Raw genomic sequence first — 18,622 nt, forward strand, 5'->3', positions numbered from 1 at the left:
TAACCTGACCCTGCGAACACTGCCCGGCCCCGTGCCCTGCAGCTATCGCCATTCGGGTTTCGATAACAACAACAAAAGAGACACGCCTCATGCGAGCGATCGATATCAATAGCCTGATCGATCAGGCGAAGTTCAATTCCTTTCACTGGCGTGTGCTGTTCTGGTGTGCGCTGATCATCATCTTCGACGGTTACGACCTGGTCATCTACGGCGTGGTGCTGCCGGCCTTGATGCAGGAGTGGGGCATGACCCCGTTGCAGGCCGGAGCCCTGGGCAGCTACGCGCTGTTCGGCATGATGTTCGGCGCCCTGGTGTTCGGCCCACTGTCGGACCGTATCGGGCGCAAGAAGGCCATCACTGTCTGTGTGATCCTGTTCAGCGGCTTTACCGTGCTCAACGGCTTTGCCCGCAACCCCACCGAGTTCGGTCTCTGTCGCTTTCTGGCTGGCCTTGGGATCGGCGGGGTGATGCCCAACGTGGTGGCGCTGATGAACGAATACGCGCCCAAGCGCATGCGCAGCACCCTGGTGGCGATCATGTTCAGTGGCTACTCGGTGGGCGGCATGCTCTCGGCCGGGTTGGGCATCGTGCTGTTGCCGGCCTTCGGTTGGCAGTCAGTGTTCTATGTGGCGATCATCCCCTTGCTGGTGCTGCCGCTGATCCTGCGCTACCTGCCCGAGTCCCTGGGTTTCCTGGTGCGCCAGGGCCGCACCGAGCAGGCCAGCCAGTTGCTGCAGCGGGTCGAGCCGAGCTATCAGCCACAAGCGGGCGATCGCCTGGAAGTGCTGACCGGCACTAAAGCCGGTGGCTCGGTACCGCAGCTGTTTCGCGAAGGTCGGGCGCTGAGTACGTTGATGCTCTGGGTCGCGTTTTTCTGCTGCCTGTTGATGGTCTACGCACTCAATTCCTGGTTGCCCAAGCTGATGAACAACGCCGGTTACGGCCTGGGTTCGAGCCTGGCGTTTTTGCTGGTGCTGAACTTCGGCGCGATCTTTGGTGCGGTGGGCGGTGGCTGGATTGGTGACCGCTTCAAGCTCGACCGGGTGCTGGTGGTGTTCTTCGCCGCGGCGGCGTTGTCGATCAGCCTGCTCGGCTTCAAGAGCCCTGCACCCGTCTTGTACCTGCTGATTGCCATAGCGGGTGCGACCACCATCGGCACGCAGATCCTCGCGTATGCCTGTGTGGCCCAGTACTACCCCATGGGGATTCGTTCGACGGGTTTGGGTTGGGCTTCGGGTATTGGCCGCAGCGGGGCGATTGTCGGGCCGATCCTGGGTGGGATGCTGCTGGGGATCCAACTGCCGTTGGCGTTGAATTTCATGGCCTTTGCCCTGCCGGGTGCGGTCGCGGCGGTGGCGATGATGGTGTTTGCCGGGCGTGGTGCTGCCAGGGGCAGGGCGGCGTTGCAGTCAGCGGCATAGCCAAATAACCGCGTTGGCCCTATCGCTGGCAAAGCCAGCTCCCACAGTGGTCGGAGTGCATAGCGTTCTTGTGGGAGCTGGCCTTGCCAGCGATGCAGGCGCCGCAAATTTACAAGCCAAAACAACAATAACAAGAGCACCACTACCATGAACAACTTCCCACACTGCGGGTTGCTGTCCTGCTGCGCCCTGAGTTTCTGTGCCAATGCCGCCGAGCCGGGTTTTATCAAGGACGCCAGCGCTACCCTGCAAGCGCGTAACTACTACTTCAGCCGCGACTTTTCCGGCATTGTCGGTGCCAACCAGCAATCAAAGGCTGAGGAATGGGGCCAGGGGTTCATCTTCACCTTCAAGTCCGGTTATACCCCGGGCCTCCTGGGCTTGGGCGTCGATGCCATTGGCCTGCTCGGCCTCAAGCTCGACAGCAGCACGGACCGTACCGGCACCGGTTTGCTGCCGGTGCAGGACGATGGCCGCGCTGCCGATGAGTACAGCCGGGTCGGTGCCACGCTGAAAATGCGCTATTCGAAGACCGAACTGAAAGTCGGCGAGCTGCAGACCAACCTGCCGATCCTGCAATACAACGACTCGCGCCTGCTGCCGCCAACCTACCAGGGCGTCAGCCTGAGCTCTGCCGAGATAACCGGCTTGACCCTGCAGGCCGGTCACCTGAGTTCAACCAGCCTGCGCAACGAAGCCGGCGACGAGAAAATGATCGCCATGCTCGGCCACCTGCCCCAGCGCCAAGCCGACAGCGATGCCTTCAACTATGCCGGTGGCGACTACAGCTTCAACGCCAATCGCACCACTGCCAGCCTCTGGTATGGGCGCCTGGAAGATATCTACCAGCAAGGTTTTTTCGGTTTGAAGCACAGCCAACCGATGGGCGACTGGACCCTCGGCGCCAACCTCGGTTACTTCACTGCCAGGGAGCAGGGGGATGCGCGCATTGGTGAGGTCGACAACCAGGCGTTTTATTCGCTGCTGTCGGCCAAGCGTGGCGGGCACACGTTCAGCGTCGGCTATCAGGCAATCTATGGTGACGATGCTTTCCCGCGGGTGTTCCCGAATATCTCGCCACTGGGCAACGAAGTGCCAACCTATGAGTTCGCCTATACCGACGAGCGTTCCTGGCAGGTGCGTTATGACTATGACTTCGTCGCCATGGGTGTACCCGGGTTGACCGCGACGGTTCGCTACCTGAAGGGCAACAACGTCGACACCGGGTTGGGCTTCGAGGGCAAGGAACACGAGCGCGATCTTGACCTGGGCTATGCCGTGCAGAGCGGGCCGTTCAAAGGGTTGGGGATACGGCTGCGCAATGCCATGGCACGCTCCAATTACCGTTCGGACATTGATGAGAACCGGGTGATCCTGAGTTACACCTGGACGTTGTTGTAGGCCATATCGCGGGGCAAGCCCGCTCCTACCGGGGTTGTGGGTAACTCTGTGGGAGCTGACTTGCCAGCGATGCTTTTGGAAACACACCGTCCATCCCCGGGTTGCTCGCCGGCCAGTGCTATCGCTTAGACTGGCCGCATAACTACAACGAGTGACCTGGTATGGCCGATATGGGTATGGACAGTCCCCTGCTCAGCGAACGCAGCCGGGTGTTCGAGCGTGCAGACCCTCATGCGGTGTCGACCTACGTCAACCAGCATGTCGGCCCCCATTGCATTCGCCTGCCGCGCTACGGGCATCCCGAGGCGTACCTCAACCATCGCAAGTTCGCCAGCCTCGACCTGTGCCGAATCAGCTATGGCGGCGATGTGCGGGTGATGTCGCCAGCGCTGGAGAACGTTTTCCACCTGCAAATCCTGCTGCGCGGCCACTGCCTCTGGCGCCGTGGCCGTGAAGAGCGCCTGTTGACCCCCGGCGGGTTGCTGCTGATCAACCCTGACGAGCCGGTCGACCTGGCCTATTCCGCCGACTGCGAGAAATTCATCCTCAAACTGCCCACCCGCCTGCTCGAGTCGATGTGTGACGAACAGCGCTGGCAGCGCCCCAGCGAAGGCGTGCGCTTTCTCGATCATCACTACCAGCTGCTGGCGCTGGAAGGCTTTGCCGGGCTGCTGGCAATGGTCTGCCAGGAGGCCGAAAGCAGCGAGCCGATGCTGCGGGTGCAGGAGCACTACAGCCAGATCGTCGCCAGCAAGCTGCTGACCCTGATGCACACCAACGTCAGCCGTGAAGCGCTGAGCAGCCAGGCGGCATCCTTCGAGCGGATCGCCGAGTACATCAACGCCAACCTCAAGCAGGACATCTGCAGCGAACAGTTGGCGCAGCAGGCGAGCATGAGCCTGCGCTCGCTGTATGCCTTGTTCGAGCGCAACGCTCGCACCACGCCCAAACTGTACATCCGCCAGCAGAAACTCGAGCGTATCCGCGCCAGCCTCAGCGACCCCGACTGCAAGGTGCGCAATATCACCGAACTGGCCATGGACTATGGCTTCGTCCACCTCGGGCGTTTCTCTGAACACTACAAGTCGCTGTTCGGCGAACTGCCCTCAGACACCCTCAAGCGTCGCCTCTGACACTTTGCAGAAAACGGATAAAGGTCTGCACAAAGCGGATATTTGCCGTGCCCCTCGCTCCCTAACCTGACATGGCCTGAACACAATAACAACGGAGGCCCCGGCCATGTCCCTGGGATTCGATTACCTTAATTCCCTGCTTGAAGAAGATCAGGAGAAGGGCGTCTTTCGCTGCAAGCGCGAGATGTTCACCGACCCCCGTCTGTTCGATCTGGAAATGAAACACATCTTCGAGGGCAACTGGCTGTACCTTGCCCACGAAAGCCAGATTCCCGAAAAGAACGACTTCCTCACCACCACCATGGGGCGCCAGCCGATCTTCATCGCGCGCAACAAGGATGGGGTGCTCAATGCCTTCCTCAATGCCTGCAGCCACCGCGGTGCGATGCTGTGTCGGCACAAGAGCGGTAACCGCTCGTCCTACACCTGCCCCTTCCACGGCTGGACCTTCAACAACTCCGGCAAGCTGCTCAAGGTCAAGGATCCGGTCGATGCCGGCTACCCGGCGAGCTTCAATTGCGAAGGCTCCCACGACCTGACCAAGGTCGCCCGTTTCGAGTCCTATCGCGGTTTCCTGTTCGCCAGCCTCAACCCGGACGTGGTGCCGTTGGTGGAACACCTGGGCGAGTCGGCGAAGATCATCGACATGATCGTCGATCAGTCGCCCGAAGGCCTGGAAGTGCTGCGCGGCTCCTCGTCCTACATTTATGAAGGTAACTGGAAGCTGACCGCCGAGAACGGCGCCGATGGTTATCACGTCAGCGCCGTGCACTGGAACTACGCCGCCACCCAGAACCAGCGCAAGCAGCGCGAGGCCGGTGGTGAGGTGAAAACCATGAGCGCTGGCGGCTGGGCCAAGAGCGGCGGCGGTTTCTACGCCTTCGACAAGGGCCATCTGCTGCTCTGGACCCGCTGGGCCAACCCCGAAGACCGCCCGCTGTTCGAGCGCCGCGACGAGCTGGCTGCCGACTTCGGCCAGGCCCGCGCCAACTGGATGATCGAGAACTCGCGCAACCTGTGCCTGTACCCGAACGTGTACCTGATGGACCAGTTCAGCTCGCAGATCCGCATCGCCCGGCCGATCGCCGTCGACAAGACCGAGATCACCATCTATTGCATCGCACCCAAGGGCGAGAGCGACGAGGCGCGGGCCCAGCGCATTCGCCAGTACGAAGACTTCTTCAACGTCAGCGGCATGGCCACCCCGGATGATCTGGAAGAGTTCCGTTCCTGCCAGATGGGCTACCAGGGCGGGCGCGGCTGGAACGACATGTCCCGTGGCGCCACCCACTGGGTCGAAGGCGCCGATACCGCCGCCCAGGAAATCGACCTGCATCCGCAACTGAGCGGCGTGCGTACCGAAGACGAAGGCCTGTTCGTGCTGCAACACAAGTACTGGCAGGAAACCATGCTCAAGGCGCTTGCCGCCGACCAGCAACTGATCCCCGTGGAGGCCGTGCAATGAGCATTTCCTTCGAGCAAGTGCGCGACTTTCTCTTTGCCGAAGCACGCTACCTGGACGACAGCCAGTGGGACAACTGGCTGGAGTGCTACGCCGCCGACGCCACCTTCTGGATGCCGGCCTGGGACGATAACGACCAGCTCACCGAAGACCCGCAACGGGAAATCTCGCTGATCTGGTACGGCAACCGTGGCGGCCTGGAAGACCGGGTATTCCGGATCAAGACCGAACGCTCCAGCGCGACCATGCCCGACACCCGGACCTCGCACAACATCAGCAACATCGAGCTGCTGGAGCAGGGCGAAGGCCTGTGCAAGGTGCGCTTCAACTGGCACACCCTGAGCTTTCGCTACAAGACCGTCGACAGCCACTTCGGCACCAGCTTCTACACCCTCGATATCCGCGGTGAACGGCCGCTGATCAAGGCCAAGAAGGTAGTGCTCAAGAACGACTACGTGCGTCAGGTCATCGACGTTTATCACATCTGAATCCTGCTTTGCTGCGAGGTGCGCCATGCACAAGATCGCCTTGAATTTCGAGGACGGGGTCACCCGTTTCATCGACGCTACCGCTGAAGAAACCGTGGCCGATGCCGCCTACCGCCAGGGCATCAACATTCCGCTGGACTGCCGCGATGGCGCCTGCGGTACCTGTAAGTGTTTCGCCGAAGCTGGCCGTTACGACCTTGGCCAGGAATACATCGAAGACGCCTTGAGCGAGGAAGAAGCCGCCCAGGGTTATGTGCTGACCTGCCAGATGCGCGCCGAGAGCGACTGCGTGGTGCGTGTGCCGGCTTCGTCGCAACTGTGCAAGACCGAACAGGCCAGCTACCAGGCCAGCATCAGCGCCGTGCGCCAGCTGTCGGATAGCACCATTGCCCTGTCGATCAAGGGTGAGGCCCTGAGCCGCCTGGCCTTTCTGCCGGGGCAGTACGTCAACCTCGGCGTGCCCGGCAGCGAGCAGACCCGTGCCTATTCCTTCAGCTCGTTGCAAAAGGATGGTGAGGTCAGTTTCCTGATCCGCAACGTGCCGGGCGGCTTGATGAGCAGCTTTCTTACCGGTCTTGCCAAGGCGGGCGACAGCATGACCCTGGCCGGCCCCCTGGGCAGCTTCTACCTGCGCGAGATCCGCCGGCCATTGCTGCTGCTGGCCGGTGGCACCGGGCTTGCGCCGTTCACCGCGATGCTCGAGAAGATCGCCGAAGAGGGCAGCGAGCATCCGCTGCACCTGATCTACGGCGTCACCAACGACTTCGACCTGGTTGAGCTGGACCGCCTGCAGGCCTTTGCCGCGCGCATTGCCAACTTCAGCTTCAGCGCCTGCGTGGCCAACCCCGAGAGCCAGCATCCGCTCAAGGGCTACGTCACCCAGCACATCGAGCCGCGCCACCTCAACGAAGGCGATGTCGACGTGTACCTGTGCGGCCCGCCGCCGATGGTCGAGGCGGTCAGCCAGTACATCCGCGAACAGGGCATTACCCCGGCGAACTTCTACTACGAGAAGTTCGCTGCCGCTGCTGCCTGAAGCCGTTTTATGGGGCCGGGCGCATCGTGCGGGTACGGTCGGTCCCTTTTTTATTCGAGGTTGTCATGAACAGATTCACCAACAAGGTTGCGCTGGTTACCGGCGCGGCGCAGGGGATCGGCCGCCGTCTGTGCGAGCGTCTGCTCGAAGAAGGCGCGACGCTGGTGGCCGTGGATCGCTCGGAACTGGTGCATGAACTGCAAGGCGAGGGCGTGCTGAGCCTGACCGCCGATCTTGAACAGCACAGCGAATGCAGCCGGGTAATGGCTGCGGCGGTGGAGCATTTCGGCCGCCTTGATGTGCTGGTCAACAACGTGGGCGGCACCCTCTGGGCCAAGCCGTTCGAGCACTACGAAGCGGCGCAGATCGAAGCGGAAGTGCGCCGCTCGCTGTTCCCCACCCTGTGGTGCTGCCATGCCGCGCTGCCGTACATGCTCGAACAGGGCAGTGGGGCGATCGTCAACGTCTCCTCGATTGCGACTCGCAGCATCAATCGCGTGCCCTATGGCGCGGCCAAGGGTGGCGTCAATGCCCTGACCGCCTGCCTGGCCTTCGAAACCGCCGGGCGCGGTGTGCGGGTCAATGCCACGGCGCCGGGTGGCACCGAAGCGCCGCCACGGCGGGTACCGCGCAACAGCGCCGAGCAGAGTGGCGAAGAGAAAATCTGGTACCAGCAGATCGTCGACCAGACCCTCGACAGCAGCCTGATGAAACGCTACGGCAACCTCGATGAACAGGTTGGCGCGATCCTCTTTCTCGCTAGCGACGAAGCCTCTTACATCACCGGCACAGTGCTGCCGGTCGGCGGCGGCGACCTTGGTTGAGCGCCCCTGGAGAACCTTGATGAGTCATCCCCTGATTGAACGCATCTCGACCCTGATCGTTGACCTGCCAACCATTCGCCCGCACAAGCTGGCGATGCACACCATGCAGCAGCAAACCCTGGTGATCATCCGCCTGCAGTGCAGCGACGGCATCGAAGGCCTCGGCGAAGCCACCACCATCGGCGGCCTGGCCTACGGCAACGAAAGCCCGGAAAGCATCAAGCAGAATATCGACAGCTACTTCGCGCCGCTGTTGGTCGGGCTGGATGCCAACAACATCAACGCCGCCATGCAGCGCCTGGACAAGGTGATCAAGGGCAACACTTTCGCCCGCTCGGGGATCGAAAGCGCCTTGCTCGATGCCCAGGGCAAACGCCAGGGCCTGGCGGTCAGCGAGTTGCTCGGCGGGCGCGTGCGCGACAGCCTGGAAGTGGCCTGGACCCTGGCCAGCGGCGACACCGGGCGCGACATTGCCGAGGCCGAGCAGATGCTCGACCTGCGCCGCCACCGGATCTTCAAGCTGAAGATCGGTGCCAATGAAGTGGCCCATGACCTGCGCCATGTCATCGCGATCAAGCGGGCTCTGGGGGAGCGCGCCAGCGTGCGCGTCGACGTCAACCAATATTGGGACGAGTCCCAGGCTATCCGCGCCTGCCAGGTGCTGGGCGACAACGGTGTCGACTTGATTGAGCAACCGATCTCGCGCATCAACCGTGCCGGCCAGGTGCGCCTGAATCAGCGCAGCCCGGCACCGATCATGGCCGATGAGTCGATTGAAAGCGTCGAGGATGCCTTCAGTCTCGCGGCCGATGGCGCGGCCAGCATCTTCGCCCTGAAGATCGCCAAGAACGGTGGCCCGCGGGCCGTGCTGCGAACCGCGCAAATCGCCGAAGCCGCCGGTATCGCCCTGTACGGCGGGACCATGCTCGAAGGCTCGATCGGCACCCTGGCTGCCGCGCACGCCTTCGTCACCCTCAACCAGCTGACCTGGCATACCGAGCTGTTCGGCCCACTGCTGCTGACTGAAGAAATCGTGGTCGAGGCGCCGCTGTACCGCGACTTCGCCCTGCAGGTACCCCGCACTCCCGGCCTTGGCCTGACCCTGGATGAAGAGCGCCTGGCGTTCTTCAGCCGCACGTAAGCAAGGAGAGACGCCATGTTGTTCCACGTGAAAATGACCGTGAAATTGCCCCTGGACATGGACCCGGCCAACGCCGCGCAGCTCAAGGCCGACGAGAAGGAACTGGCCCAGCGCCTGCAGCGCGAAGGCAGCTGGCGCCACCTGTGGCGCATCGCCGGGCACTACGCCAACTACAGCGTGTTCGACCTGCCCAGCGTCGAAGCGCTGCACGACACCCTGATGCAACTGCCGTTGTTCCCCTACATGGACATCGAGGTCGACGGCCTGTGCCGCCACCCGTCATCGATCCACAGCGACGACCGCTGAACACCGAGCGCCGATAACAACAATTCGAGGTAACCCGTCATGACCGTGAAGATTGCTCACACTGCCGATATCCAGAAATTCTTCGAAGAAGTCAGTGGCCTGCACAACGACCAGGGCAACCCACGCCTGAAGCTGCTGACCCAGCGCATCATCAACGATGTAGCGCGCCTCATCGAAGACCTGCAAGTGACCCCCGACGAGTTCTGGAAGGCGGTCGACTACCTCAACCGCCTCGGTTCGCGCCAGGAAGCCGGCCTGCTGGTGGCCGGGCTGGGCGTCGAGCACTATCTGGACCTGCAACTGGATGCTCAGGATGCCGAAGCCGGCATCATTGGCGGCACCCCGCGGACCATCGAAGGCCCGTTGTATGTGGCGGGCGCACCGCTGGCCGAAGGCGAAGTGCGTATGGACGATGGCCGTGACCCGGGCACGGTGATGTTCCTCCAGGGCCGCGTGCTGGATGAACAAGGTCAGCCGGTGGCGGGCGCCGTGGTCGACCTGTGGCATGCCAACACTCAGGGCACCTACTCGTATTTCGACAGCACGCAGTCCGAGTTCAACCTGCGCCGGCGCATCGTTACCGACGCCGAAGGCCGCTACCGCGCCCGCAGTATCGTGCCGTCGGGCTACGGTTGCCCTGCGGACGGGCCGACCCAGGAGTTGCTCACTCAGCTCGGTCGTCACGGCAATCGCCCAGCGCATATCCACTTCTTCATCTCGGCGCCTGGCTACCGGCACCTGACCACCCAGATCAACCTGGCGGGCGATGAGTACCTGTGGGATGACTTCGCTTATGCCACCCGTGACGGGTTGATTGGCGAGTTGCGCTTTGTCGAGGATGCGGCGGCGGCCGATGCCCGTGAGGTAGAAGGGCGCTTTGCCGAGATGGACTTTGACTTCCAGCTGTTGAGTGCGCCCAAGCCTGCCAGTGAACAGCGCAGCAAGCGGCCGCGGGCGTTGCAGGACGCTTGAAGCCATCGCGGGTCAAGCCCGCTCCCACAGGCATCGGATAATCCTGTGGGAGCGGGCTTGACCCGCGATGCTTTTCAGAAGCCTCAACGGGATAACCCAATGAAAACAATATTCCAGGACTTCTCCCTCTCCGCCCACAGCGCCCAGCTGTCGGCGGCCGAACTGTCTTCGTGGGTCTGGGCGATTTCCATCGGCAGTGGTCTGCTTGGGGTGATCCTCAGCCTGCGGCGACGGGCGCCACAGGTTGGCGGGGCAAGGGTGCAGACCGACTGATCAGATCTGCATGGCTTTGCCATCGACGTTCATCGCCGCCTGGCGCAGGGCCTCGGAGCGGGTCGGGTGCGGGTGGCAGGTGAGGGCGATGTCTTCGGCCGAGGCGCTGAACTCCATGGCCACGCAGTATTCGCCGATCATCTCGCTGACGCTCGGGCCGACCAGATGCACACCCAGCACTTCATCGGTACGGGCGTCGGCCAGGACCTTGGCAAAGCCTTCGGTCTCGTGGTTGATCTTGGCCCGGCTGTTGGCGCTGAAAGGGAACTTGCCGACCTTGTATTCACGGCCCTCGGCCTTGAGCTGCTCTTCGGTCTTGCCGACGCTGGCCAGCTCCGGGCGGGTGTAGATGACCGCCGGGATCAGGTTGTAATTGACCTCGTGAGCCTTGCCGGCAATCTGCTCAATGCAGGAGATCGCTTCGTCCTCGGCCTTGTGCGCGAGCATCGCCCCGGAAGTGACATCGCCGATCACCCAGACCCCTGGCACGCCGGTGCGATGGTGCTGGTTGGCGAGCATGCCGCGCTTGTCGGTCTCAAGGCCGACGCTTTCCAGGCCCAAGCCCTGGGTGTAGGGGCGACGGCCAATGGCGACCAGCACGTAATCGGCTTCGAGGGTTTCGGCGCTGCCGCCAGCGGCAGGCTCCAGGCTCAGGTTCACCCCTTGCGCCGAAGCCGTGGCCTGGGTGACTTTGCTGCCGAGCTTGAACTTCATGCCTTGCTTGGCCAGGGAGCGTTGCAGGGTTTTTGCCGCTTCTTCATCGGTGCCAGGGCAGATGCGATCAAGGTACTCGACCACGGTTACCTGGCTGCCCAACCGGCGCCACACCGAACCCAGCTCCAGGCCGATGACCCCGGCGCCGATGACCACCAGGTGCTTGGGCACTTCACCCAGGGCCAGGGCGCCAGTGGAGTCGATAATGCGCTGGTTGTCGATGGTCACGCCCGGCAGCGGCGTCGGCTCCGAGCCGGTAGCGATGACAATGTCCTTGGCCTGCAGCTCAGTGACGACGCCCTGCTCATCGCTGACCGCGACCCGGCCGACGCCATCGAGCTTGCCCCAGCCCTTGATCCAGTCGACCTTGTTCTTGCGAAACAGGAACTCGATGCCCTTGGTCAGGCCGCTGACGCTTTCGTCCTTCTGTTTCATCATCTGCGCGAGGTTGAGGGTCGGTTTGACCTCGATGCCAAGGCTGGCGAACTCGCCGCCTACTGCCGCTTCATACAACTCGGAGGCATGCAGTAGCGCCTTGGATGGCATGCAGCCGACGTTCAGGCACGTGCCCCCCAGGGTTGAACGACCTTCGACGCACGCCACGCTCAAGCCAAGCTGGCCAGCACGAATAGCCGCGTTGTAGCCGCCAGGCCCGCCGCCAATGATCACTACATCATAGGTTTTCATTGTTGTACTCCAGGATGAAGAATCGACAATGGCGCCAAGACTAATCTGCACAACGGTTGATTGTATACAATTGATCGTGGGTACCCGCCGCGCCCGCAATGTCTGGAACGGGCCCGGCAGGCTCAGACTATGGTCTGTATTAGCTGAAACTTGCTGTGAATGAACTACCCTTTTGGACAGACGTCCGATGAAAAAAGGAGGCTAATTTCATGCTTGCGCAACTTCCACCTGTTCTGCAAAGCCTGCGACTGCCACTGCGACTGAAGCTCTGGGATGGTCATGCCTTCGATCTGGGGCCCAAGCCGCAAGTCACCATCCTGGTCAAGGATCCGCAGCTGATTACCCAACTGGCCCATCCGAGCCTGGATGAACTGGGCGCTGCTTTTGTCGAAGGCAAGCTGGAACTGGAGGGCTCCATCGGTGAGGTGATTCGTGTCTGCGATGAACTGAGCGTAGCCTTGCTCAAGGATGAAGAAGACCCACAGCCGGTGCGCGCCGAGCATGATAAGGCTACCGATGCGGCGGCGATTTCCTACCACTATGACCTGTCCAACGCCTTCTACCAGCTGTGGCTGGATAGCGACATGGCGTACTCCTGCGCCTATTTCAAATCACCCACCAACACCCTGGAACAAGCCCAGCAGAACAAGTTCGAGCACCTGTGCCGCAAGCTGCGCCTGCACAAGGGCGATTACCTGCTCGATGTCGGCTGTGGTTGGGGCGGGCTGGCACGCTATGCCGCCAGGGAGTTCGGTGCCAAGGTGTTCGGCATCACCCTGAGCAAGGAGCAGCTCAAGCTGGCCCGCAAACGGGTCAAGGCTGATGGCCTGGAAGGGCAGGTGGAGCTGCAGATTCTCGATTACCGCGACCTGCCCCAGGACGGGCGCTTCGACAAGGTGGTCAGCGTTGGCATGTTCGAACACGTCGGCCATGCCAACCTGGCGTTGTACTGCCAGCGCCTGTATGGCGCGGTGCGCGAAGGCGGCCTGGTGATGAACCACGGCATTACCGCCAAGCACACCGACGGGCGACCGGTCGGGCGGGGCGCGGGCAGCTTTATCGAGCGCTACGTGTTCCCCCATGGCGAGCTGCCGCACCTGTCGATGATCAGTGCACGGATCAGCGAGGCAGGCCTGGAAATCGTCGACGTCGAAAGCCTGCGCCTGCATTACGCGCGGACTCTGGAGCACTGGAGCAACCGCCTCGAAGCACAACTGGACAAGGCTAGCGCGCTGGTGCCGGAGCGGGCCTTGCGCATCTGGCGCCTGTACCTGGCCGGCTGCTCCTATGCCTTTGCCAAGGGCTGGATCAACCTGCACCAGATCCTGGCGGTAAAGCCTTTCGCCGATGGCAGCCACGATTTGCCGCTGACTCGCGAAGATTTCTACCGCTAAGACAGCTTACAGAATTGGCGAAATCAGCCGAGCGATACGCATCCCCAGTTGTTGCAGGCGGTGCGTGTCGCGAGTGTCTTCGGCGGTGATCTCCCGGGCGCGATCAAAATCATGGATGAGCATGGCTTCGACCTGATCGGCAAATTCGCGGTCGACGGTCAGCAGCATGATTTCGAAGTTAAGTCGCAACGATCGGTTGTCGAGGTTGGCGCTGCCGATGGCGCTGATCTCGTTATCGATCAGCACCACCTTCTGATGCAGGAACCCTGGTTCAAAACGAAACATCCGCACCCCGGCGCGTACTGCCTCGAAGGCGAACAGGCTGGAGGCGGCGTAGACGATGCGGTGGTCCGGGCGTGAAGGAATCAGGATGCGCACGTCGACGCCGCGCAGTACCGCCAGGCGCAGGGCGGCGAACACCGCTTCGTCGGGGATGAAGTAGGGGCTGGTGATCCACAGTCGTTCACGCGCCGAATGGATAGCCTCGACGAAGAACAGCGAGCAGGTTTCCTGTGGGTCGGCCGGGCCGCTGGCGAGCGCCTGACAGAGCACGCCGTCTTCCGGGTAGGTGTCCGGCAGGATCAGCGGCGGTAATGTTCGTGACGCCCAGAACCAGTCTTCAGCGAACGACTCCTGCAGGCAGGCCAACACCGGCCCACTGACCTGCACGTGGGTATCGCGCCAGGGCGACAGCTTGGGGTTAGCGCCCAGGTACTCATCGCCAACGTTATGTCCGCCAACAAACCCCTGCAGGCCATCGACCACGACGATCTTGCGGTGGTTACGGAAGTTGACCTGGAAGCGGTTGAACCAGCCGCGGCGGGTCGCGAAGGCGCGGATGTTCACGCCACCCTCGCGCAGTGTGTGGTTGTAGGCCGAGGGTAGGGCGTGGCTGCCGACGCTGTCATAGAGCACGTAGACCTTCACCCCTTCGGCGGCTTTTTTCAGTAGCAGGGCTTGCAACTGCCGCCCCAGATCATCGTCGTGAATGATGAAAAACTGCACCAGCACCGTGTCGCGAGCACCGGCGATGGCGCGAAAGATCGCATCGAAAGTGGCCTTGCCGTCGACCAGCAAGCGCACCTGGTTATTGGCCAGGCACGGCATGCGCCCGAGCCTGGGCATCGCCCGCAGCGCGCCATAGGACTCCGAGTTGCGTGCGGCCAGCGCCTCCTCGACCCACGGTCGCCAATTCAGGTCCGCCATGGCCACGTGCATTTCCCGATTGGCCTGGCGCCGGGCCTCGATGTAGGCATCGAAGGTACGGCTGCCGAACACCAGGTAGGGGATGAGGGTGAAGTAGGGAATGAACAGCAGCGACATTGCCCAGGCAATCGCCCCCTGAGCGGTGCGCACAGTGAACACCGCATGCAACGCGGCGATACCGCCGAGCAGGTGAATCACACCAATGAGATAACCGAAGAAGTAGGGGCTGTGGTAATCCATACGCATCCTGCTGTCCGAAGGCTCTGCCCCTAACAGAGCATGTTCCAGGCCGCCGTTGCAACCGAAAGCACAAAATGACGTCTAAGCTGTGTTCCAGCTTGGGGCTGGAGTTTTGAGGAGTCATTACATGAAGAGTCGTCTGCCAATGCTGGCACTGGTACTGGGCCTGGCGAGCCCGTTGGTGCATGCGCAGATGTTGCAACCTGGCCTGTGGGAGCTGACCACCAGCAACATGCAGGTCGATGGCAAGCCACTGCCGGACATGGGCTTCATGCTCGGCCAGCTGAAGAATCTGCCGCCAGAGCAACGGGCGATGATCGAGGGCGGCCTGGCCAAGCAAGGGATCAGTGTGGCGGGACAGGGGGTGCGTTCCTGCCTGACCCCCGAGCAAGTGAAAAGCAATGACATCCCGCTGCAAGATCCCAAGTCTGGTTGCACTCAAAAAATCACCGAGCGCAACGGCAATGTCTGGAAGTTCACCTTCAGTTGCCCGAAAGCTCAGGGCAATGGCGAAGCCACGTTTCTCAACAATCGCGAGTTCCTGACCAAGGTCAACGGTACCTTCAACGCTTCCGGTGTGCAGCAGCAAGGCAGCATGAATACCCGTGCGGTATGGCTGGGCAATGATTGCGGTACGGTCAAGCCGCGAACCTGAAGCGCCTCACCAGTGCCATTGGCTGTGGGCGACTGCGTCGTGGGCATGCAGACTTTCGGCATGTTCCACGCGCAGGTTGAAGCCGCCGAGCCAGGGTAGCGTTTTCAAAGCCACATGAAGCCGTCGGGCGGCATCTTCGCAGAACATCGGATTCTGACCGTTGGCCAACGCAAAAGCCTGTTCATCAGCACGCTTTACCGCAGTTTGTACCGCGGTACCCAAGGCTTTTTCAGCGTGGTCGATCAGCGCTTCTATCGGCAGCTCATTAATGCCTTGGCGCAATCGAGCCTGCAGCTTCGCTACACTGCGTTGGCTGTGAGGTGTGGCGACGATGCCCTGGGTACTTCCGAGCCAACTCAAGACAGCCTCATGGCTCAAGGTGCGGTTGCCAAAGTCGGTGAGAAATTGCTGCTGAATCAACTGCCGGGCCAAGGCAGCGGAGCAGGGGCAGGTGGAGGAGTACTCCACATCGACAAATAGTTCCACGTGGAACACTCCGTCTTTTAGCTGCGCATTCAGGGTAACCGGATAGGCTTTCCAGCCCGCCAACGGGCTGATCAAGGCAGGGCGTTTGAGCATCAGTTCGAAACGAAGGGTCAAGAAGGCGCTGGCGGAAAGGCCGATGTGGCTGTCGAGAAAGCACTCCAGCACAGCGTTCAGCAACACAGGACTCAAGGCCTGGTGTTCCAGTGCCTCCAGCGCCAGGTACAAGCGCGACATGTGAATGCCCCGGGACGCGCCATCATCAAGGCTGACACCTGCGTCGGCACTTGCTCGCAGAATCTGCCCGTTGATCTGCAGCGGCAGGGCAATGCCACACATGCCCACCCAATCCAAGGGCAACTGGCTGGCGGTAGCTTGGGCAGCGATGTCAGGAAGGGGGAAAGCGCTCATCAGTGGTTCACTTTTCAAGGAAGACTATTGGCAGCCGCTCAGGCGATTGCAGCGCAGATTGAAACGCTGCCCGGTGGAACTCGACACGCTGTTCAAGGTGGTCCAGCCCACACGCCGGCTGTAACCGACCCAGGTTTCACCGTTGCTCGCCACGCCTGTGTAAAAGGTCAATTGGCCATAGCGGCTGTTGGTTTGTGCCCATAGCCGGCGACCTTGCATTTCAAAGCCACGCAGGTAGGTCGTGTTGCCCTGGGTTTGCACGCTGTAGTAATTACCTTGGGCATCGCTGCAGGCAAGCAGGGTTGCGCTGCGGGTACAGAGCGCCAGGCCGTTGCTCAAGGGCGTGGTGTTGGCGCTGGCGAACTCGCACAGCAGCAACACGGCGAAGGCAAACAAGCAACGCGATTTCATCTTTCAGGTCGGCCTTTGGTCATGTTCTGGGCGAAGTAGGTTGGCGAGATTGTATTGTTATAATATAACATTGCGCAATGCGTCGTTCGAATGCTCTCTCCTGATGAGGATCGCCCCAATGCCCGACCGTCTTCCCGTAACCGTGCTCTCCGGCTTTTTGGGTGCCGGCAAAAGCACGCTGCTTAATCACGTGTTGAAAAACCGCGACAACCTGCGGGTCGCGGTGATCGTCAACGACATGAGTGAAATCAACATCGATGCCAGTGAGGTCCAGCGCAACGTCAGCCTTAACCGCGCCGAAGAGAAGCTGGTGGAGATGAGCAACGGTTGCATCTGCTGCACCCTGCGTGAAGACCTGCTCGAAGAGGTCGCCCGCCTGGCCCGGGAGGGGCGTTTCGATTACCTGTTGATCGAGTCCACCGGCATCTCCGAGCCGCTGCCAGTCGCCGAGACCTTTACCTTTCGCGATGAGCAAGGCCGCAGCCTGGCCGACCAGGCGCGCCTTGACACGATGGTCACCGTGGTCGATGGCTTGAACTTCCTGCGTGACTATCAGGCCGCCGAAAGCCTGGCCAGCCGCGGCGAAACCCTCGGTGATGAAGACGAGCGTTCGATCAGTGACCTGCTGATCGAGCAGGTGGAGTTCGCCGATGTAATCCTGCTGAGCAAGATCGACCTGATCAGCAGTGCCGAACGCGAAGAGCTCAGCGCCATCCTGCGCAGTCTCAACGCCCAGGCGCAGATTGTGCCGATGGTCATGGGCCAGGTGGCGTTGCAACAGATCCTCAATACTGGCCTGTTCGACTTCGAGCGCGCAGCCCAGGCGCCCGGCTGGCTGCAGGAACTGCGCGGGGAGCATGTGCCGGAAACCGAGGAGTACGGGATTGCCGCCACCACCTGGCAAGCCCGCCGGCCGCTGCATCCGCAGCGCTTTTTCGACTTTATCCACACGCCGTGGAACAACGGTCGGCTGCTGCGCTCCAAAGGCTTTTTTTGGCTGGCCAGCAAGCACCAGGACGCCGGTAGCTGGTCGCAGGCCGGCGGCATGATGCGCCATGGCTTTGCCGGACGCTGGTGGCGCTTCGTTCCACGCGAGCACTGGCCGCAGGATGAGCAGAGCACTGCGGCGATCCTCAAGAACTGGAGCGCTGAATGCGGTGATTGCCGTCAGGAGCTGGTGTTTATTGGCCAGAACATCGACTTCGCGCGGCTGGATGCCGAGCTCTCGGCCTGCCTGCTCGACGATGCAGAAATGGCGGCGGGTGTGCACAGCTGGCAGCAATTGCCCGACCCGTTTGGCCCCTGGTTCGACGAGGAAGCGGCGTAATGCGCCAGGCGTTCGGCGAAACGCCCCAGGTGCTCACCGAGGCCTTGCAGGACGGGGTAAACCTTGCGGTTTGGCAGCGGCGCCTGCCGGTGCAGATCGAGGACTTTGCCCGGTTGCTGTTGTCGTTGAACCAGCCACTGGGTGAAAGCCGGGTAATCGAATTGGATGACCAGCATCAGTTGCCGGACCTCAATGGCTTGCTGGGTGGCTATGCCGACCTGGAGGGCCATAGGGCGTTTCTTACCGACGTTGCCTGGCTGGTGAGTGCCTACGCTTGCCTGCTCGACGCCCGGCGTGTCGGTCTGCGGTTACAGGCGCTGAGCAGCGCCATGTGCCCGCGGTTTCATGTCGACCATGTACCCCTGCGTTTGCTGAGCACCTATGCCGGCCCAGGCAGTGAATGGCTGGAAGAAGGTGCAATCGACCGATCGCAGCTTGCCCGGGAGCAGCCCGCTGCCAGTGCGGTCCGCCAGTTGGGCAGCGGTGAGGTGGCCTTGCTCAAGGGCGAGAAGTGGCTCGGCAACCAGGGTGGCGGGCTGGTCCATCGCTCGCCGGCGCTGTTGAATGGCGAACGTCGCCTGATTCTCAGCCTTGACTGGATGGCCTGAAATAGCGGCATAGTGGCGAAAATTTCAGG

General features: G+C 61.8%; 18 protein-coding genes and 1 pseudogene. 15 read left to right on the plus strand and 4 right to left on the minus strand.

The window, feature by feature from the left end; all coding sequences use genetic code 11:
• The first annotated feature begins 89 nt into the window (after window positions 1-89).
• The 11 genes and pseudogenes from NLX68_RS00695 to NLX68_RS00745 all read left to right on the plus strand — a co-directional run.
• On the plus strand, window positions 90-1,421 hold the full coding sequence (locus tag NLX68_RS00695) for an aromatic acid/H+ symport family MFS transporter (RefSeq protein ID WP_254282146.1): 1,332 nt from the start codon (window positions 90-92) through the stop codon (window positions 1,419-1,421).
• 147 nt (window positions 1,422-1,568) lie between these two features.
• Window positions 1,569-2,822 (plus strand): OprD family porin, encoded by a 1,254-nt coding sequence (locus tag NLX68_RS00700; protein ID WP_254282148.1) that lies wholly within the window; start codon window positions 1,569-1,571, stop codon window positions 2,820-2,822.
• Between the two features lie 176 nt (window positions 2,823-2,998).
• Window positions 2,999-3,955: an AraC family transcriptional regulator gene (locus tag NLX68_RS00705; RefSeq protein ID WP_254282150.1), complete on the plus strand. Its 957-nt coding sequence runs from the start codon at window positions 2,999-3,001 to the stop codon at window positions 3,953-3,955.
• 106 nt (window positions 3,956-4,061) lie between these two features.
• Window positions 4,062-5,420: a benzoate 1,2-dioxygenase large subunit gene (gene benA / locus NLX68_RS00710; protein ID WP_254282152.1), complete on the plus strand. Its 1,359-nt coding sequence runs from the start codon at window positions 4,062-4,064 to the stop codon at window positions 5,418-5,420.
• On the plus strand, window positions 5,417-5,905 hold the full coding sequence (benB, locus tag NLX68_RS00715) for a benzoate 1,2-dioxygenase small subunit (protein WP_254282154.1): 489 nt from the start codon (window positions 5,417-5,419) through the stop codon (window positions 5,903-5,905). Before benA ends, benB begins: the two co-directional genes overlap by 4 nt.
• Before the next feature lie 25 nt (window positions 5,906-5,930).
• Complete coding sequence (gene benC / locus NLX68_RS00720) at window positions 5,931-6,941, plus strand: benzoate 1,2-dioxygenase electron transfer component BenC (protein ID WP_010222766.1); 1,011 nt, start codon at window positions 5,931-5,933, stop codon at window positions 6,939-6,941.
• Between the two features lie 65 nt (window positions 6,942-7,006).
• Window positions 7,007-7,765 (plus strand): 1,6-dihydroxycyclohexa-2,4-diene-1-carboxylate dehydrogenase, encoded by a 759-nt coding sequence (locus NLX68_RS00725; protein ID WP_254282156.1) that lies wholly within the window; start codon window positions 7,007-7,009, stop codon window positions 7,763-7,765.
• A 19-nt stretch (window positions 7,766-7,784) separates the two neighbouring features.
• Window positions 7,785-8,906, plus strand: coding sequence for a muconate cycloisomerase family protein (locus NLX68_RS00730; RefSeq protein ID WP_254282158.1), 1,122 nt, complete (start codon window positions 7,785-7,787; stop codon window positions 8,904-8,906).
• 15 nt (window positions 8,907-8,921) lie between these two features.
• Window positions 8,922-9,212, plus strand: coding sequence for a muconolactone Delta-isomerase (gene catC, locus NLX68_RS00735; RefSeq protein ID WP_010222769.1), 291 nt, complete (start codon window positions 8,922-8,924; stop codon window positions 9,210-9,212).
• A 39-nt stretch (window positions 9,213-9,251) separates the two neighbouring features.
• A complete protein-coding gene (catA, locus tag NLX68_RS00740; RefSeq protein ID WP_254282160.1) occupies window positions 9,252-10,184 on the plus strand; it encodes a catechol 1,2-dioxygenase in 933 nt (310 codons plus the stop codon).
• 99 nt (window positions 10,185-10,283) lie between these two features.
• Window positions 10,284-10,430: pseudogene (locus tag NLX68_RS00745) on the plus strand (benzoate/H(+) symporter BenE family transporter); the annotation flags it as partial.
• Between the two features lie 27 nt (window positions 10,431-10,457).
• On the opposite strand, the gene lpdA reads toward NLX68_RS00745, so the two are convergent.
• Window positions 10,458-11,858, minus strand: a complete 1,401-nt coding sequence (gene lpdA / locus NLX68_RS00750) for a dihydrolipoyl dehydrogenase (protein ID WP_254282162.1) — start codon at window positions 11,856-11,858, stop codon at window positions 10,458-10,460.
• A gap of 209 nt (window positions 11,859-12,067) precedes the next feature.
• Here lpdA and cfaB point away from each other — a divergent pair, with 209 nt between their 5' ends.
• Entirely contained in the window at window positions 12,068-13,252 is a 1,185-nt protein-coding gene (gene cfaB / locus NLX68_RS00755; protein ID WP_254282164.1) for a C17 cyclopropane fatty acid synthase CfaB, read from the plus strand.
• A 6-nt stretch (window positions 13,253-13,258) separates the two neighbouring features.
• On the opposite strand, the gene cls is transcribed toward cfaB, so the two are convergent.
• Complete coding sequence (cls, locus tag NLX68_RS00760) at window positions 13,259-14,698, minus strand: cardiolipin synthase (protein WP_254282166.1); 1,440 nt, start codon at window positions 14,696-14,698, stop codon at window positions 13,259-13,261.
• 127 nt (window positions 14,699-14,825) lie between these two features.
• Here cls and NLX68_RS00765 point away from each other — a divergent pair, with 127 nt between their 5' ends.
• The gene (locus NLX68_RS00765) at window positions 14,826-15,353 is read left to right on the plus strand and encodes a DUF3617 domain-containing protein (RefSeq protein ID WP_010222774.1); all 528 of its coding nucleotides are present in this window, start codon (window positions 14,826-14,828) and stop codon (window positions 15,351-15,353) included.
• Window positions 15,354-15,359: 6 nt separating this feature from the next.
• Here NLX68_RS00765 and folE2 read toward each other — a convergent pair whose 3' ends face one another.
• Window positions 15,360-16,247 (minus strand): GTP cyclohydrolase FolE2, encoded by an 888-nt coding sequence (folE2, locus tag NLX68_RS00770; protein WP_254282168.1) that lies wholly within the window; start codon window positions 16,245-16,247, stop codon window positions 15,360-15,362.
• A 24-nt stretch (window positions 16,248-16,271) separates the two neighbouring features.
• Window positions 16,272-16,658 (minus strand): glutamine synthetase, encoded by a 387-nt coding sequence (locus NLX68_RS00775; protein ID WP_254282170.1) that lies wholly within the window; start codon window positions 16,656-16,658, stop codon window positions 16,272-16,274.
• A 118-nt stretch (window positions 16,659-16,776) separates the two neighbouring features.
• Here NLX68_RS00775 and zigA point away from each other — a divergent pair, with 118 nt between their 5' ends.
• The gene (gene zigA / locus NLX68_RS00780; RefSeq protein ID WP_254282173.1) at window positions 16,777-17,985 is read left to right on the plus strand and encodes a zinc metallochaperone GTPase ZigA; all 1,209 of its coding nucleotides are present in this window, start codon (window positions 16,777-16,779) and stop codon (window positions 17,983-17,985) included.
• Window positions 17,985-18,593 (plus strand): DUF1826 domain-containing protein, encoded by a 609-nt coding sequence (locus NLX68_RS00785; protein ID WP_254282175.1) that lies wholly within the window; start codon window positions 17,985-17,987, stop codon window positions 18,591-18,593. The genes zigA and NLX68_RS00785 overlap by 1 nt, the downstream gene beginning before the upstream one ends.
• Window positions 18,594-18,622: the final 29 nt, after the last annotated feature.

Source organism: Pseudomonas sp. SBB6 (assembly GCF_024213215.1).
In the GTDB taxonomy this organism is placed as follows: domain Bacteria; phylum Pseudomonadota; class Gammaproteobacteria; order Pseudomonadales; family Pseudomonadaceae; genus Aquipseudomonas; species Aquipseudomonas donghuensis.